Origin of the sequence: Nocardioides xinjiangensis (assembly GCF_017916455.1) — a bacterium.
Classification (GTDB): Bacteria; Actinomycetota; Actinomycetes; order Propionibacteriales; family Nocardioidaceae; genus Nocardioides; species Nocardioides xinjiangensis.
On record NZ_JAFMSY010000001.1, the window covers coordinates 2,091,591 to 2,106,713 of the forward strand.

The 15,123-nt window shown below is 74.5% G+C and carries 16 protein-coding genes; 12 read left to right on the forward strand and 4 right to left on the reverse strand.

Annotated elements, in window-relative coordinates; genetic code table 11:
- Positions 1 to 35 precede the first annotated feature (35 nt).
- Positions 36 to 830 (reverse strand): HAD family hydrolase, encoded by a 795-nt coding sequence (locus tag J3P38_RS09820; protein WP_210439567.1) that lies wholly within the window; start codon positions 828 to 830, stop codon positions 36 to 38.
- Positions 831 to 1,057: 227 nt separating this feature from the next.
- Here J3P38_RS09820 and ssd point away from each other — a divergent pair, with 227 nt between their 5' ends.
- The 4 genes from ssd (at position 1,058) to J3P38_RS09840 (ending at position 4,597) form a co-directional block, all read left to right on the forward strand.
- Positions 1,058 to 2,071, forward strand: coding sequence for a septum site-determining protein Ssd (gene ssd / locus J3P38_RS09825; protein ID WP_210503431.1), 1,014 nt, complete (start codon positions 1,058 to 1,060; stop codon positions 2,069 to 2,071).
- Complete coding sequence (locus tag J3P38_RS09830) at positions 2,068 to 3,243, forward strand: TadA family conjugal transfer-associated ATPase (RefSeq protein WP_210439569.1); 1,176 nt, start codon at positions 2,068 to 2,070, stop codon at positions 3,241 to 3,243. The genes ssd and J3P38_RS09830 overlap by 4 nt, the downstream gene beginning before the upstream one ends.
- Positions 3,240 to 3,914 carry a type II secretion system F family protein gene (locus J3P38_RS09835; RefSeq protein WP_210439570.1) on the forward strand — a complete coding sequence of 225 codons (675 nt, stop codon included), beginning with the start codon at positions 3,240 to 3,242 and terminating at the stop codon, positions 3,912 to 3,914. Before J3P38_RS09830 ends, J3P38_RS09835 begins: the two co-directional genes overlap by 4 nt.
- A 119-nt stretch (positions 3,915 to 4,033) precedes the next feature.
- The gene (locus J3P38_RS09840; RefSeq protein WP_307807832.1) at positions 4,034 to 4,597 is read left to right on the forward strand and encodes a type II secretion system F family protein; all 564 of its coding nucleotides are present in this window, start codon (positions 4,034 to 4,036) and stop codon (positions 4,595 to 4,597) included.
- Between the two features lie 31 nt (positions 4,598 to 4,628).
- Here the strand turns inward: J3P38_RS09840 and J3P38_RS09845 are convergent, their stop codons facing one another.
- A complete protein-coding gene (locus J3P38_RS09845) occupies positions 4,629 to 5,102 on the reverse strand; it encodes a GNAT family N-acetyltransferase (RefSeq protein WP_210439572.1) in 474 nt (157 codons plus the stop codon).
- 173 nt (positions 5,103 to 5,275) lie between these two features.
- Here J3P38_RS09845 and J3P38_RS09850 point away from each other — a divergent pair, with 173 nt between their 5' ends.
- The 3 genes from J3P38_RS09850 to J3P38_RS09860 are packed head-to-tail and all read left to right on the forward strand — an operon-like array spanning position 5,276 to position 6,194.
- Positions 5,276 to 5,461 carry a DUF4244 domain-containing protein gene (locus J3P38_RS09850; protein ID WP_210503432.1) on the forward strand — a complete coding sequence of 62 codons (186 nt, stop codon included), beginning with the start codon at positions 5,276 to 5,278 and terminating at the stop codon, positions 5,459 to 5,461.
- Positions 5,461 to 5,823: a TadE family protein gene (locus J3P38_RS09855; RefSeq protein WP_210439574.1), complete on the forward strand. Its 363-nt coding sequence runs from the start codon at positions 5,461 to 5,463 to the stop codon at positions 5,821 to 5,823. The genes J3P38_RS09850 and J3P38_RS09855 overlap by 1 nt, the downstream gene beginning before the upstream one ends.
- Positions 5,820 to 6,194 carry an Rv3654c family TadE-like protein gene (locus J3P38_RS09860; protein WP_210439575.1) on the forward strand — a complete coding sequence of 125 codons (375 nt, stop codon included), beginning with the start codon at positions 5,820 to 5,822 and terminating at the stop codon, positions 6,192 to 6,194. The genes J3P38_RS09855 and J3P38_RS09860 overlap by 4 nt, the downstream gene beginning before the upstream one ends.
- Positions 6,195 to 6,222: 28 nt before the next feature.
- Here J3P38_RS09860 and J3P38_RS09865 read toward each other — a convergent pair whose 3' ends face one another.
- Both J3P38_RS09865 and J3P38_RS09870 read right to left on the reverse strand, forming a co-directional pair.
- Positions 6,223 to 6,528: a hypothetical protein gene (locus J3P38_RS09865; RefSeq protein ID WP_210439576.1), complete on the reverse strand. Its 306-nt coding sequence runs from the start codon at positions 6,526 to 6,528 to the stop codon at positions 6,223 to 6,225.
- Between the two features lie 9 nt (positions 6,529 to 6,537).
- The gene (locus J3P38_RS09870; RefSeq protein ID WP_210439577.1) at positions 6,538 to 8,886 is read right to left on the reverse strand and encodes a DEAD/DEAH box helicase; all 2,349 of its coding nucleotides are present in this window, start codon (positions 8,884 to 8,886) and stop codon (positions 6,538 to 6,540) included.
- A 168-nt stretch (positions 8,887 to 9,054) separates the two neighbouring features.
- On the opposite strand from J3P38_RS09870, the gene J3P38_RS09875 reads away from it, so the two are divergent.
- The 5 genes from J3P38_RS09875 (at position 9,055) to J3P38_RS09895 (ending at position 15,071) form a co-directional block, all read left to right on the forward strand.
- Positions 9,055 to 9,390, forward strand: a complete 336-nt coding sequence (locus J3P38_RS09875) for an anti-sigma factor antagonist (RefSeq protein ID WP_129427178.1) — start codon at positions 9,055 to 9,057, stop codon at positions 9,388 to 9,390.
- 180 nt (positions 9,391 to 9,570) lie between these two features.
- Positions 9,571 to 11,853, forward strand: coding sequence for a sodium-translocating pyrophosphatase (locus tag J3P38_RS09880; protein WP_210503433.1), 2,283 nt, complete (start codon positions 9,571 to 9,573; stop codon positions 11,851 to 11,853).
- A 175-nt stretch (positions 11,854 to 12,028) separates the two neighbouring features.
- Complete coding sequence (locus tag J3P38_RS09885) at positions 12,029 to 13,501, forward strand: DUF7059 domain-containing protein (RefSeq protein ID WP_210503434.1); 1,473 nt, start codon at positions 12,029 to 12,031, stop codon at positions 13,499 to 13,501.
- Positions 13,502 to 13,563: 62 nt separating this feature from the next.
- A complete protein-coding gene (locus tag J3P38_RS09890) occupies positions 13,564 to 14,721 on the forward strand; it encodes a baeRF2 domain-containing protein (protein ID WP_210503435.1) in 1,158 nt (385 codons plus the stop codon).
- Positions 14,721 to 15,071, forward strand: a complete 351-nt coding sequence (locus tag J3P38_RS09895; protein ID WP_210503436.1) for a DUF3140 domain-containing protein — start codon at positions 14,721 to 14,723, stop codon at positions 15,069 to 15,071. The genes J3P38_RS09890 and J3P38_RS09895 overlap by 1 nt, the downstream gene beginning before the upstream one ends.
- The last annotated feature ends 52 nt before the right edge of the window (positions 15,072 to 15,123 follow it).

The following is a 15,123-nucleotide window of genomic DNA, read 5'->3' on the forward strand; positions in this document are numbered from 1 at the left end:
AAGCCTTGACTTTGCCGGCCGTCGGTGGGTGTCGCTCAGGCGCCGGGGCGCTTGCGGCGGTTGGCCCACAGGACGCCGCCGGCGGCGACGGCCCCGCCGACCGCGAGCGCGGCGAGCGTCGGCCGAGCGGGCGGCACCGGGATCCGGCGACGCAGCGCGACGGGGCGCACGAAGCTGAGGATGGGCCACTCGTTCGCGGTCGCCAGGCGCCGCAGCTCCTTGTCGGGGTTCACCGCGAAGGGGTGCCCCACCACCTCCAGCATGGACGAGTCGGTGACCGAGTCGCTGTAGGCGTAGCACTCCGCGAGGTCGTAGCCGACCGCCTCGGCGAGGCCCTCGATCGCCCGCGCCTTCTCCTCGGCGTAGGCGTAGTAGTCGATGTTGCCCGTGTACTTGCCGTCGGCGATCTCCATGCGGGTGGCGATGACCCGGTCCGCCCCGAGCATCTCGCCGATCGGCTCGACGACCTCGGCGCCCGACGCCGACACGATGACGATGTCGCGGTCGGCGAGCCGGTGCTCCTCGATGAGGCTGACGGCCTCGTCGTAGACGAGCGGCTCGACGATGTGGTCGAGCGTCTCGTGCACGATCTCGCGGACGGTCGCCACGTCCCAGCCGGCGCACAGCTGGGACATGAACTTGCGCATCTTGTCCATCTGGTCGTGGTCGGCCCCGCCGGTGAAGAACACGAACTGGGCGTAGGCCGAGCGCAGCATCGCCCGCCGGGAGATGAGCCCGCCCGCCTGGAACTCGCGGCTGAAGGCCAGCGTGCTCGACTTGGCGATGATCGTCTTGTCGAGGTCGAAGAATGCCGCGGTCGGGCGGGTCATGCCGCCATCGTAGGTGTCGCCCGACAACGGTCGCCGCCCTTCTGGGGCTGTTCGCGGTGTTTCCGGCTCCGCGCCGGAGTGCGGCGTCCTCGTGTCGGTCGCGAGCGGCTCGTGTGCGGGCGTGCGTGGGCCCGGAGGTGTCCACAGGGCGGTGTTCCGCGGCCTCGTCCACAGGGTCCGCCGACGCGGGCTGTCCGGCGTCGGGCCCGGCGCGGAGGCTCGTCGCCATGCCCGTCCTCCTGGTCACCCGGTCCCCGTCCGTCCACGAAGCAGTCGTCCCCCTCTGTGCGGCGGCGGGCGTCGGGGCCGAGGTGTGCGGCGACGCCGCGCTCGCCCTGGCGTCGTGGCGCGACGCCGAGCTGGTGCTGGTGGGCGCCGACCTCGGCGATGCCGTCGCTGCGCTGTCACCGCCTCGCCGCAGCGACGTCCACGTCGTCGGCTGCTCGCCGGGCCCGAGCGCCTTCCGGTACGCCGTCGAGCTGGGTGCGGCGTCGGTGGTCGACCTGCCGGGGGCGTCCGGCTGGCTCTCCGACGCCCTCGCCGACGTCGGCGAGCGCGCCTCGCCGGGGCGTCTCGTCGGCGTCGTGGGCGGCACCGGCGGCGCCGGTGCCACCACGCTGGCCTGCGCGCTCGCGCAGTGGCACGCGACCCGCGCTCCCACGCTGCTGGTCGACACCGACCCGCTCGGCCCCGGGCTCGACCGGCTGCTCGCGATGGAGGACGTCGCCGGTGTCCGGTGGGAGGCGTTGGCCGAGACCGATGGGCGGCTCGGGGCGCGGGCGTTGCGCGAGGGCGTGCCGCGGGCGGGCCGGCTGGGGCTGCTCACGTGGGCGCAGCTGCGGCGGCGGCTCGACGTGCCGACCGTGCGCCGGGTCCTGCCGGCGGCGGTGCGCGGCCACGACCTGGTCGTGCTCGACCTCGCCCGGCAGGGCGGTGCGGCCCTCGCCGAGCTGGCCGACCGGTGCGACGACCTGCTGGTCGTGGCGCCCGCGTCGGTGCCGGGGCTGGCGGCGACCGCGCGCCTGGTCGCCGACGTCGGCCGCGACGGCCGCACCGGCCTCGTGCTCCGCCCCGGCTCCCTGGGCGACGCCGACGCCGAGCGCGTCACCGGGCTGCCCGTGGTCGCCGTCGTCGGCGATCAGCGCGGTGTCGCATCGTCGCTCGACCGGGGCCTCGGCCCGCTCTCCGCCCGCGGTCCCCTCGCGCGTGCGGCTCGCGCCCTCCTCCCGGACGCGGCATGAGCACGCCTGCAGGGCCGCCCGTGCCCACCGCGGTCCTCGACGACGTACGACGGCGGCTCGCCGGTGCGACCGGCGAGCTCACGCCGCACCGGGTGGCGGAGGCCCTGCGGGCGTCGGGCTCGCCGGTCGGGGACGCCACCGTGCTCGCGGTCCACGACCTGCTGCGGCGTGACGTGCTGGGCGCAGGGCCGCTGGAGGACCTGTTGCGCCTCCCCGGCGTCACCGACGTGCTGGTCAACGCGCCCGGCGAGGTCTGGATCGACCGGGGATCCGGTCTCGAACGGACGGCGGTGTCGTTCCCGGACGACGCCTCCGTCCGGCGGCTCGCGCAGCGCCTCGCGGCATCGGCCGGGCGGCGGCTCGACGACGCCACCCCGCACGCCGACGTGCGCCTGCCCGACGGCACCCGCTTCCACGCCGTGCTCTCGCCGGTCGCCCGGTCCGGCACGGTGCTGTCCCTGCGCGTCCCGCGCGGTCGGGTGTGGACCCTGCCGGAGCTCGTCACGGCCGGGGCCGTGCCGCCCGACGGCGCCTTCCTGCTCGAGGAGGTCGTCGACTCCCGCTGCGCCTTCCTCGTCACCGGAGGCACCGGCACCGGCAAGACGTCCGTCCTGTCGGCGCTGCTGTCGCTGGTCGACCCCGGGGAGCGCCTCGTGGTCGTGGAGGACGCGAGCGAGCTGCGACCCGAGCATCCACACGTGGTCGCCCTCGAGGGGCGGCCGGCCAACATCGAGGGCGCCGGGGAGGTCTCCCTGCAGACGCTGGTGCGGCAGGCGCTGCGGATGCGCCCCGACCGCCTCGTGGTCGGCGAGGTGCGGGGCGCCGAGGTCGTCGACCTGCTCGCCGCGCTCAACACGGGCCACGGCGGTGGCTGCGGCACCCTGCACGCCAACTCCGCCGCCGACGTCCCGGCGCGCATCGAGGCGCTGTCCCTGGCCGCCGGGCTGCCGAGGGCGGCTGCGCACAGCCAGCTGGCGTCGGCGCTCGACGTGGTGATCCACCTCGGCCGGGGGCGCGACGGGCGCCGCCGCGTGCTGGAGCTCGGCGTCCCCGAGCGCGCCGAGTCGGGGCTCGTGGTCCTGAGGACCGCCGCGACGTTCGCCGACGACCGGGTCGCCCGCGGTCCCGCGGCCGCGGCGCTCGCCGCTCGGTTGCGGGCGGTGGCGTCGTGAGCGGCTGGCTCGCGGCGGTCGCCCTCGGCGCGGCGGTCGCGCTGCTGCTGCCCGATGCTCCGCGCGCCCGCCGCCGTGAGCCCCGGGCGCGCCCGCCTCGGCCGTCGCCGCCGCTGCTGCTCGCGCGCCGCCGGCGCATCGCCGCGGACCAGGCCGCGGTGCTCGAGGTCTGCGACCTGCTGTCCGCCGACCTCGCGGCCGGCAGGCCACCGGCCGCCGCCCTGGCAGCCGCGAGCGGTCGGTGGCCGCCGCTGGAGCAGGTCGTCGAGGCCGAGAGGCTCGGCGCCGACGTCCCCGAGGCGATGCGGCTCCTCGCCGACCGCCGCCCCGGAGCCGCCGACCTGCGGTGGCTCGCGGGCGCCTGGCACGTGGCACACGAGTCCGGGCACGGTCTGGCGGCCGCGCTGGACCGCACCGCGGATGGACTGCGGGCGAGGCGTCGCACCCGTCGGCTCGTCGACTCCGAGCTGGCCTCTGCTCGGGCCACCGCGCGCCTGGTCGCGTGCCTGCCGCTCGCCGTGCTGGTCATGGGGTCCGGTGCCGGCTCCGACCCGTGGTCCTTCCTCCTCGGCACGCCGGCCGGGTGGGCCTGCCTCGCGGCGGGCGTCACGATGATCGCCGTCGGACTGTGGTGGATCGAGCTCCTGGCCGACAGGGCGACGGCGCCGTGACCGGGCCGAGCGTGGTCTGCGCAGCACTGGCGGTCGCCGTGTGGGTGCCGCCGGTGCCCCGTGCGGGGCGCGCACGCCCCAGGTCCGCTCCGGACAGACGGCCGGTGGCCGTGGCCGGCGTGGGGATCGGAGCCTGGTTGCTCGTCGGCGGCGTGCCGGGAGTCGTCGCGGCCCTCGTCGCCGCGGCCGCAGCCCGGCACCTGCTGTCCTCCGCGGAGACGACGTCGAGGCGCCGCGACCGCGAGGAGGTGGAGAGGACCCTTCCCCACGTGGTCGACCTGTTCGCCGCGACGCTGCGCTCGGGCGCCGAACCCGTGGCGGGGCTCGCGAAGGTGTGCGCTGCCCTCCCGGGGCCGGCAGCGGAGCGTCTGCGTCCGGTCGTCGAACGCTCGCGGTGGGGCGCCGGCGGGATCGAGGCATGGGCGGCGGTGGCCGACGACGAGGCGCTCGCGCCGCTGTCCCGCGCCATGGTGCGCTCGCAGGCGTCGGGCGCCTCGGTCGTCCGCACCGTCGAACGCCTCGCCGAGGAGCTCCGGCGCGAGTCGCTGGCCCACGCCGAGGACGCCGCCCGTCGCGTCGGCGTGGCCGCGGCGATCCCCCTGGGGGTGTGCCTGCTGCCCGCCTTCATGCTCCTCGGAGTGGTGCCGACGGTGGCGTCGCTCTTCCGCAGCATCGCGCCCTGACGACGGGCGACTGCGACGGTCCGCGCTGCGCTCAGTCGCGTCGGTGACGCATCCGGCGCTCCAGCGGGGCGTCGTCGGGCCATCCGTCGGGCACGCCGAGGTCCACGAAGCCCACCCGCGCGTAGGAGCGGATCGCCGCCGCGTTGTCGTCGCGCACCATCAGGAACGTCGGCCGCTCCCGGTCCCGCGCCCAGCCGACCACCCGGTCGATCAGGCGTCCCGCCAGGCCCGACCCACGGTGAGCGGGCGCGACCCACACGGAGATCAGCTCGACTCCGTCGTCCGCGTCCACCCCGGAGGCCACGCCCACCGGGCCCGTCGCCGAACGCGCCACCACCGTGAACGGGACCTCGGTCAGCCGCTGCCGCCAGCGCTCCTCGGAGGCGTCGACCCAGTCCGCGTGCGTCGCACCGAAGGCGCCCGGGGCGTCGCTCAGCGACGCAAGCCGGACCTCGCGGAACTCACGCCAGTCGTCCGGACCGATGCGCACGATCTCAACCCCCACGTCGCCGAGGCTAGCCACCGGTGAGGCGGAGGTCCCACCGATTTCCGTCCACAGGGCCGCGGTGCGGGGCGTCCTCCACACGCTGGCCGGCGGGCAGGTGCGGGTGCCGGCCCGCGACCCGAGGCTGGAGGCACTCGGGGCTCGTCGGGAGCCCCACGAGGACAGGGGATGCGATGAAGGTCCGTCGTCACGCGAAGACACGCACGGAGTCCGGGATCACCACCGCCGAGTACGCCGTCGGCACCGCTGCCGGGGCCGGGTTCGCCGGCCTGCTCTACACCCTGCTAACCGGTGCGTTCGGTGACCAGCTGCTCGAGCGGTTGTTCCAGCACGTCATGAGCCTGCTCGGCATCGGCTGATGTCCACGCGGCGCCGCGGTGAGCGGGGTGCTGCGACCGCCGAGCTGGCGGTCGGCATCCCACTGCTGGTCGCGCTGACCGCCGGTCTGGTGTGGATGCTGGCGGTCGGTGCGGCCCAGGTGCGCGTCATCGACGCCTCGCGCGAGGCGGCCCGGGTCGTGGCCCGCGGCGACGACCCGGCCGCGGCCGAGGCCGTGGCGCTGCGGATCGCGCCCGACGGGGCGCGGCTGCGCATCGCCGTCTCCGCCGACGAGGTGCTGGTCAGCACCTCCGCCAAGGTGTCCGGCCCCGGGGGCGTCCTCGACGTCCTGGGATCGGTCACGGTCTCGTCGGACGCCGTGGCGATGGTGGAGCAGTCGTGACGCCGCCCGACGGCGTGCGCGAGTCGGGGGCCGCCACCGTCCTCGTGGTGGCCATGGCGGGCGTTCTGATGTTCGTGCTGGTCGGCGTCTCAGCGGTGGGTGGCCTCGTGACCTCGCAGCGACGCACCCAGGCGGCCGCCGACCTCGCCGCTCTGGCCGCCGCGGCCGAGCTCGCGGGCGACGGCTCCGGTGGCGGTCCCTGCGCCCGGGCCGGCCGGGTGGCCGGAGCCAACGCCGCGGCCCTCGAGGAGTGCGTCGTCGACGGACGCAGCGTCACGGTGGTCGTGTCCGCCAGCGGGCCGCACCTGCCGTGGTCGTCGCGCTGGTCCCGGGTGCGGGTGAGCGCCGAGGCGCGCGCCGGACCGGCCTGACGCGGGCCCGACGGGGGCTCCGCCGCCTTCAGACGGTGTCGCGTCGGTCCGGGTCGTCCCCGCGCCGCTCGGCCTCCACCCGCTCGAGCTTCTGGTTCAGCTCGGTGAGCTCCTTGCGCTCGCGGCGGTGCGCCAGGCTCCGCTTGGTGCCCCACTTGAGGATCGCGAAGCCCCACAGGATGGCGGCGCCGGCGCCCACGCCGACGAAGAAGGACTCCAGCGTCGTGACGTCGAAGCCGAGGAGCTCGCCGCCGGCGCCCGGCTCGCTGACGAAGATCGCGGAGAGGACGGCGATGCCGCCGAGGATCATGAGGCCGAGTCCGAGGATCACCATGCAGGCAATCTAGCCCTGTCCGACGGGGCGTGGCGCCCCCGCGAGCAGGGCGTCCAGCAACACGATGGCGCCAACCTTGTCGAGCGGGTTGTTCTGGTTGCCGCACTTGGGCGACTGGATGCACGACGGGCACCCCGCGGCGCACTCGCAGCTCGCGATGGCCTCCCGGGTGGCCCCCAGCCACGCGGCGGCCGTGTGGAACCCGCGCTCGGCGAAGCCGGCGCCGCCGGGGTGGCCGTCGTAGACGAAGACGGTGAGCACCCCGGTGTCGGCGTGCCGGGCGGTGGAGACGCCGCCGATGTCCCAGCGGTCGCAGGTGGCGAAGAGGGGCAGCAGGCCGATCGAGCAGTGCTCGGCCGCGTGCGCGGCACCCGGCACGTCCAGCGCGAGCAGCCCGGCCTCGGCCACCACGTCGTCGGGCACGGTCCACCACACCGCGCTCGTCCGCAGCGTCCGCTCGGGCAGGTCGAGCGGCTCCTCCGACATGACCTCACCGCCCGGTTGCCGCCGCTTCAGGAAGGAGACCACCTGGTGGGAGACGTCGACCTCCCCCAGCGCGAGCTCGCAGCCCGCCCACGACCGGCGCTCGCGGGTCTCGACGATGCTGATGTCGGTGACCTCGCGGGCCGTCGTGCTGTACGCCGGCTCCTCGCGCCGCATGACCGCGACGTGCTGCTCGAGGTCGAGGTCCTCGACGAGCCAGGTCTCGCCCTGGTGCACGTAGACCGCGCCGGGGTGGGCCTGGTTGTGCGCGCCGCCGGCGTCGACGGTGCCCACCACGCGCCCCGTCCCGGCCTCGACGAGCTGGACGGGCGAGCCGCCCGCCGAGCGGATGTCGGCGAGGTCGGCCGCCCGGCTGCGGTCGGTCCAGAACCACCCGCGCGGCCGGCGGCGCAGCACCCCGAGGTCGGTCAGCCGGTCGACGACCTCGCGCGCGGTGGGGCCGAAGAGCGGCAGGTCCGCCTCGGTGAGCGGCGACTCCTGCGCGGCGGCAGCGAGGTGCGGCCCCATCACGTGCGCGTTCGAGGGGTCGAACACCGACGCCTCGACGGGGGCGCCGATGAGCGTCTCGGGGTGCGTCACCAGGTAGGTGTCGAGCGGGTCGTCCTTCGCGACGAGCACGCCGAGCGCGTCCTGCGCCCCACGGCCCGCGCGACCCACCTGCTGCCAGAAGGCGGCGCGGGTGCCCGGGAAGCCGGCGATGAGCACCGCGTCGAGGCCGCTGATGTCGATGCCGAGCTCGAGGGCGTTGGTCGCGGCCAGTCCGACGAGGTCGCCGCGCCGCAGGGCCGCCTCGAGGGCGCGGCGCTCCTCGGGGAGGTAGCCGCCTCGGTAGGCGGCGATCCGTTCCGGCAGCGACGGGTCCACCTCGGCCAGCAGCTCGGCGGCGTTGAGCGCCACCTGCTCGGCACCGCGTCGCGACCGGATGAAGGCCAGGGTTCGCACGTCCTCGGCCACCAGGTCGGCGAGCAGGTCGGCGACCTCCGACGACGCGGCCCGCCGCACCGGCGCGCCGTTCTCGCCGCCGTGCGAGGTGAACGGCGGCTCCCACAGCAGCAGCGAGACGCGACCGCGGGGGGAGTCGTCGCGGGTGAGCGCCACGACGTCGAGGCCGGTCAGCCGACCGGCGGTGACCTCCGGCTGGGCGACCGTCGCCGAGGCGAGCACGAACGTCGGGTGGGCGCCGTACATCGCGCACACCCGACGCAGCCGGCGCAGCACGTGGGCGACGTGGGCCCCGAACACCCCGCGGTAGTGGTGGCACTCGTCGACGACGACGTACTGCAGCGATCCGAGGAACCGCGCCCACCGGTGGTGCGACGGCAGCAGCGAACGGTGCAGCATGTCGGGGTTCGTGAGGACGTACTCCCCGAAGTCGCGGGTCCAGTCCCGCTCCTCGCGCGAGCTGTCGCCGTCGTGCGCGGCCAGACGTACGTCGAGGCGCAGCGACGCGAGCCCGGCGAGCTGGTCGTGGGCCAACGCCTTCGTCGGGGCGAGGTAGAGCACCGAGGCGCCGCGCTCGCCGCGGGGACCGCGAGAGGCGCGGATCGCCGAGAGGGCCGGCAGCTGGTAGGCCAGCGACTTCCCGGAGGCGGTCCCGGTCGCGACGATGACGTGGTCGCCCGCATGGGCGGCGTCGGCGGCCACGACCTGGTGCCGCCACGGACGGGCCACCCCCTGCGCGGCGTACGCCCCGCGTACGTCATCGGGCACCCACTCCGGCCAGTCCTCGTGGACGGCCTCCCGGGCCGGCAGCACCTCGAGGTGCTGGAGCCGGTCCTCACGTCCGGGGACCCCGGTGAGTCGACGGACCAGCGCCTCGACCGAGGGCGCCGCGCGCGGGTGGGACCGACTCACCCGGGCAGTCTGGCAAACGCCACGGACGTCGCCGCAGGCGGTGAGTTGTGAGGGAGTCCTGCGCGACGCTTGGGACTCGTGGTTTGATACCACCCGGAACGAACAAGGGGTACGTCGTCGTGCCCGCAGGCACACTGTCCGAACGAGTTCGGGGACCGGGGAGCAGTCGTGGATCTCACCCTTGCGACACGCGAGGTGGATGGTCGTGCCGTCGTCGCCGTCGGCGGGGAGATCGACGTCTACACCGCGCCCAAGCTGCGTGACTGCATCACCGAGCTCGTCGGCGCCGGCACCTATGACATCGTCATCGACCTCGAGGCCGTCGAGTTCCTCGACTCCACCGGCCTCGGTGTGCTCGTCGGCGGGCTCAAGAAGGTCCGTGCCCACGACGGCTCGCTCGACCTGGTGTGCACCCAGGAGCGACTGCTCAAGATCTTCCGCATCACCGGCCTCGCCAAGGTGTTCGTCATCCACGACTCCGTCGGCCTGGCCCCCGGCGCCTGACCGCCCGGCCCACGCCCGGCCGACCCGGCCACCACCCCTCCGGACGTGACCCGGAGGGGGTTTTGCACGTTCCGAGCAGGTCCCCGGTGTGGTGCGGGCCACCCGTCCCCGTGATCTGGATCACGTCTGCGTAGACTCCGGCGCGTTCATGGATGCACACGAAGTCCTAGGAGGACGCGCATGACGGGGATCCTGCCCGCGGTCGTGAAGCCGGAGCTCGAAGGTGGCAACCTCGTCCTGGTCGTCGTCGTCGCCCTGATCGCGCTCGGCGCGCTCGGGATGGCGGCGATGTTCAGGTCGCAGGTGTTGGCCGCCGGTGAGGGCACCGACAACATGAGGACCATCGCCCAGGCCGTTCAGGAAGGCGCCAACGCCTACCTGCAGCGGCAGTTCCGCACTCTCGGGATCTTCGCCGCGGTGGCGTTCGTGGTCCTGTTCGCACTGCCCGCAGACGACGTCACCGTCCGCATCGGCCGCTCGATCTTCTTCCTGGTCGGCGCCGGCTTCTCCGCCGCGATCGGCTACCTCGGCATGAGCCTCGCCGTCCGCGCCAACCTGCGCGTCGCGGCCGCCGCCGAGACCGAGGGCCGCGACCCCGCCATGACCATCGGCTTCCGCACCGGCGCCTTCGTCGGCATGGCGACCGTCGGCCTCGGCCTCCTCGGCGCGAGCGTCGTCGTGCTCCTCTTCGAGGACGAGGCGCCGCACGTCCTGGAGGGCTTCGGCTTCGGCGCCGCGCTGCTGGCCATGTTCATGCGCGTCGGCGGCGGCATCTTCACCAAGGCCGCCGACGTCGGCGCCGACCTCGTCGGCAAGGTCGAGCAGAACATCCCCGAGGACGACCCCCGCAACGCCGCCACCATCGCCGACAACGTGGGCGACAACGTCGGCGACTGCGCCGGCATGGCCGCCGACCTCTTCGAGTCGTACGCCGTCACGCTGGTCGCCGCGCTGATCCTCGGCGCCGCGGCATTCGGCGACAAGGGCCTGGTCTTCCCGCTGCTGATCCCCGCCATCGGCGCCCTGACGGCCGTCGTCGGCATCTACATCACCAAGCCGAAGGCCGGCGAGAACGGCCTCACCACGATCAACCGTGCGTTCTACATCTCTGCGGCCATCGGCGCCGTGGCGTCGGTCGTCCTGTCCTACCTCTACCTGCCCGGCGAGTTCGCCGGCTTCGGCGAGGACTTCGCCGGCATCGGCGGCGACCCGCGCTTCATCGCCAGCGCCGCCGTGGTGATCGGCATCGTGATGGCCGCCGGCATCCTGGCCCTCACCGGCTACTACACCGGCACCGAGCACCGCCCCGTCAAGGACGTCGGCAAGACCTCGCTCACCGGACCGGCGACGGTCATCCTGTCGGGCCTGAGCGTCGGCTTCGAGTCCGCGGTCTACACGACGCTGGTCATCGGCGCGGCCGTGTTCGGCGCCTTCCTCCTCGGCGGCGCGACCCTCACCGTGTCGCTGTTCGCCGTCGCGCTCGCCGGCTGCGGCCTGCTCACCACCGTCGGCGTCATCGTCGCGATGGACACCTTCGGCCCCGTCTCCGACAACGCCCAGGGCATCGCGGAGATGTCGGGCGACGTCAGCGAGAACGGCGCGCAGATCCTCACCGAGCTCGACGCCGTCGGCAACACCACCAAGGCCATCACCAAGGGCATCGCGATCGCCACGGCCGTGCTCGCCGCGACCGCCCTGTTCGGCTCGTACGCCACGTCGGTCGCCGACGCCCTCGTCGAGTCGGGCTCCACCGAGGTCCTCGACTTCCAGGTGTACAACCCGGCGGTCCTCGTCGGCGTGCTGCTCGGTGCCGCCGTGGTGTTCCTCTTCTCCGGCCTCGCGATCAACGCGGTCGCGCGCGCTGCGGGCGCGGTGGTGTTCGAGGTGCGCCGCCAGTTCCGTGAGATCCCGGGGATCATGGAGGGCACCGGTCGCCCGGAGTACGGCAAGGTCGTCGACATCGTCACCCGCGACTCGCTGCGCGAGCTGGTGACCCCGGGCATCCTGGCCGTGATGGCGCCGGTCGCCGTCGGCTTCGGTCTCGGGGTGACGGCGCTGGCCGGCTTCCTCGCCGGTGCGATCGGCGCCGGCACCCTCATGGCCGTCTTCCTGGCCAACGCGGGCGGCGCCTGGGACAACGCCAAGAAGCTCGTCGAGGACGGCCACCACGGTGGCAAGGGGTCCGACGCCCACGCCGCGACCGTCATCGGCGACACGGTGGGCGATCCGTTCAAGGACACCGCCGGCCCGGCCATCAACCCGCTGATCAAGGTGATGAACCTCGTCTCCCTGCTCATCGCGAGCGCCATCGTCTCGATGAGCGTCGGCAAGGACGAGAACGACGCGCTCCGCGTGGTCATCGCCCTCGTCGCGGTCGCGATCATCACCGTGGCGGTGGTGCTCTCGAAGAAGCGTGACGTCGCCATCGCCGACGAGGAGCCGGCGGTCGGCAGCACGCTCTGACCCCCGCTCCGCCACGTACGACGTCATGGCGGCCGGTCGCCCGAGGCGACCGGCCGCCATGGTGCTTCCCGGACCCGGTACGGCCGCGCCGGACGCCGGCCGCCGCCCGGCGCTGGCCGGCTCCCCTCGACATGGCTGCAGCCCGGTCGCGCGCGTCGCCTGAGAGGCTGGTGCCATGAGCACCGACGTCGCCGCCCCGCTCCGCGAGGCGCTGCTCGCCGCCGACTTCACCTACGACCGCGTCGCGGAGGCGCTCGGCGACGACGCCCACCGCGCACTCGGCCGCAACGAGACCCTGCCGGCGCTGCGCCGTACGGCGTCGGGCCGGCCGCTCGACACGCTCGTCCGGCTCTTCCTCCTGCAGACGACGGTCACCCGCGAGGCGGCCGACCGCGCGCTCCCGGGGCTGGTCGACCGCCTCTGCAACGCCGGTCTGCTCGAGCAGAGCGTCAGCGAGGTGGCCGCGCGCACCGACTGTCGCCCCTACGCCACGTCCGAAGGAGACGAGGAGCGCGACCTCTGGGTGGTCTCCGACCTCACGCCCGGCCTCGACGGCGCGCCCGTCGCCGTGGGCCCCGACCACGTCCTCGGGATCTCGAGCGCCTCCACGAGCCTGGCGCAGCTGACCATGCGCGAGCCGGTCGCCCGCTCCCTCGACCTCGGCACGGGCTGCGGCGTCCAGGCGCTGCACCTGGCCGCGCACTCCACGGCCGTCGTCGCGACCGACGTCAACGAGCGCGCGCTCTGGATGACGCGGCTCAACGCCGAGCTCAACGAGGTCGAGGTCGACGTGCGCGGCGGCTCCTTCTTCGAGCCGGTGGCAGCGGAGCGGTTTGACCTCGTCACGACCAACCCGCCGTTCGTGATCTCGCCTGCGACCGGTGAGCGGCTGGTCTACCGCGACTCCGGGCTGCCGGGCGACCGCGTCGTCGAGCACATCGTCCGCACCGGCCCCGACCACCTCACCGACGGCGGCTGGCTGCAGGTGCTGGCCAACTGGGCGGTCGTGGAGGGCCGCCCGTGGGACGAGCGCCTCGCCTCGTGGCTGCGCGCGGACTGCGACGCACTGGTCGTGCAGCGCGAGACCCTCGACCCCTCGGCGTACGTCGAGCTGTGGCTCAAGGACAGCGGGCACCACGGCGGGCCCGACTACGCGCGGCGCTACGACACCTGGCTGTCGTGGCTCGAGGAGTCCGGGATCCGGGGCGTGGGCTTCGGCTGGATCAACGTCCGCCTCGGCGGTGCCGGGCACCACGAGCTGCTCGAGTGGCCCTACGACGTCGAGCAGCCGATCGGTCCGGCGGTCCACGCCTGGGGCGAGGCCGTCACCGACCTGCGCGGGCTCGCCGACGACGACCTGCTCGGCACGAGGCTGCGCGCCCGCGAGGACGTCCAGCAGGAGACGGTGGGGCGTCCGGGCGCCGAGGACCCCGAGGCGATCGTCCTGCGGCAGCACCGCGGGTTCCGGCGCGCGCGCACGGCGGACACGGTCGACGCCGCCCTCGTCGGGGCCTGCGACGGCGACCTCACCCTCGGCCAGATCCTCGGTGCCCTGGCGGCGCTGCTCCAGCGCGACGAGGCCGAGCTGCGGCGTACGTACCTGCCGGTGGTGCGCGAGCTGGTCGGCGAGGGCTTCCTGCGCGTCTGACGACCGCGGCCGGGACCAGCGGGCCGGCTGATGACGCGCAGGAGATTGGGTACTGCCGCGCCATGACGATGCGACGACCAGAAGCACTGTCCACCCTCAGGCGGGCCGCCGAGCTCTACGGCGACGTGGTGACCGCCTACGTCGACGTGAGCCGGGCCAGCGAGACCGGCGCCCGGGAGGTGGAGCTGCGAGCGGACAACGTCCGCCGCGAGCTCCTCGAGTCCGGGGCCGCCGAGGACCTCGTCGAGACGGTGGTCGCCAGGCTGACCGAGCCGACCGGCCACGGCGGCGACGCCTCCCGCGTCGTCGTCGCGCACGACGGCACCCTCGTCACCGACCTCGTCCTGGCGGGTGCCGTGGCGGGTCACCAGCACCACGGGCCCGTCGCGCACCTCCTCGAGCTGGCGCGCGCCATGAGCGACGACGTGCGCTACGCCGTCGTCCGCGTCGACCACACCGGCGCCGACATCACGCTCGCCAGCACCATCGGGGCCGTCGAGCGGGAGCTGACGAGCGAGGGCGACCACGACGTGTTGCACAAGGTCAAGGGCGGCGGCTGGTCCCACCGGCGCTTCCAGATGCGGGTCCAGGACTCGCAGGACCAGAACGCCGACACCGTCGCGCGCGACCTCGACAGCCTCCTCACCAAGGAGCGCGTGGACCTGGTGCTCCTCACCGGCGAGCCGTCGGCCGTCTCCCGCGTCAGCGAGAGCGCCGGCCAGCAGGTCTCGGAGCGGCTCCAGGTGCTCGAGCACGGCGGCCGGGCCGAGGGAGCCGACGACGAGCAGCTCGACGAGGAGGTGGCGGCGGCGGTGCAGCGGTGCCGGAGCCTGCGCATCGACGAGGTGCTCGACCGGCTCGGTCCCGCCGACGCACCGAAGGCCATCGGTGTCGGGGAGACCCTCGAGGCGCTGCGCCGCGGCGAGGTCGAGACCCTGATCCTGCAGGACGGGGCCCTCGACGACCGTCGGGCCTACGCCGGCCCGGACCCGATGCTGCTCGCCACCGACCCCGAGGAGCTGCGCTCCCTCGGCGTGGAGGAGCCCGCGGCCGAGCGGCTCGACGAGCTGCTCCTGCGGGCGGCGATCGCGCAGGACGCCGACCTGCTGCCCCTGCACGCGCCCATCGGCGCCCTGCCCGACGGCGTCGGCGCCGTGCTGCGCTTCTCGTCGCGCCCCGATCCCCGACCCAGCACCCGTGACGACGGAGAGGACCTCTGATGGCCGAGTCCCACATCAGCGACGAGCTCTGGCAGGAGTTCCACGAGGTGGTCAACATGACCTCCCGCGAGCTCTCCGACTGGCTGCGCACCGACGCCACCCAGGAGGACGGCCAGCTCGTCGAGCCGGACAGCGTCCTGCCCGAGCACGAGATCGGCACGCAGGTGGTCGCCATCCTCGCCAAGCGCCGCACCGACCTCACCCCCGACGACGTCGACACGATGCAGCAGGTGGTCGACCAGGTGCGCACCATCCGGGGCGACGAGCCCGAGCCCGAGGCGTACGACGACGACCTGCGCCGGACGCTGATGCTGTTCGGCCACGACCCGCTGAAGCCGGCGGGCGCCTGACCGGAGGTCCCCCGGTCAGGCCCCGACACCCTGGCCGGGGGACCCCGCCCAC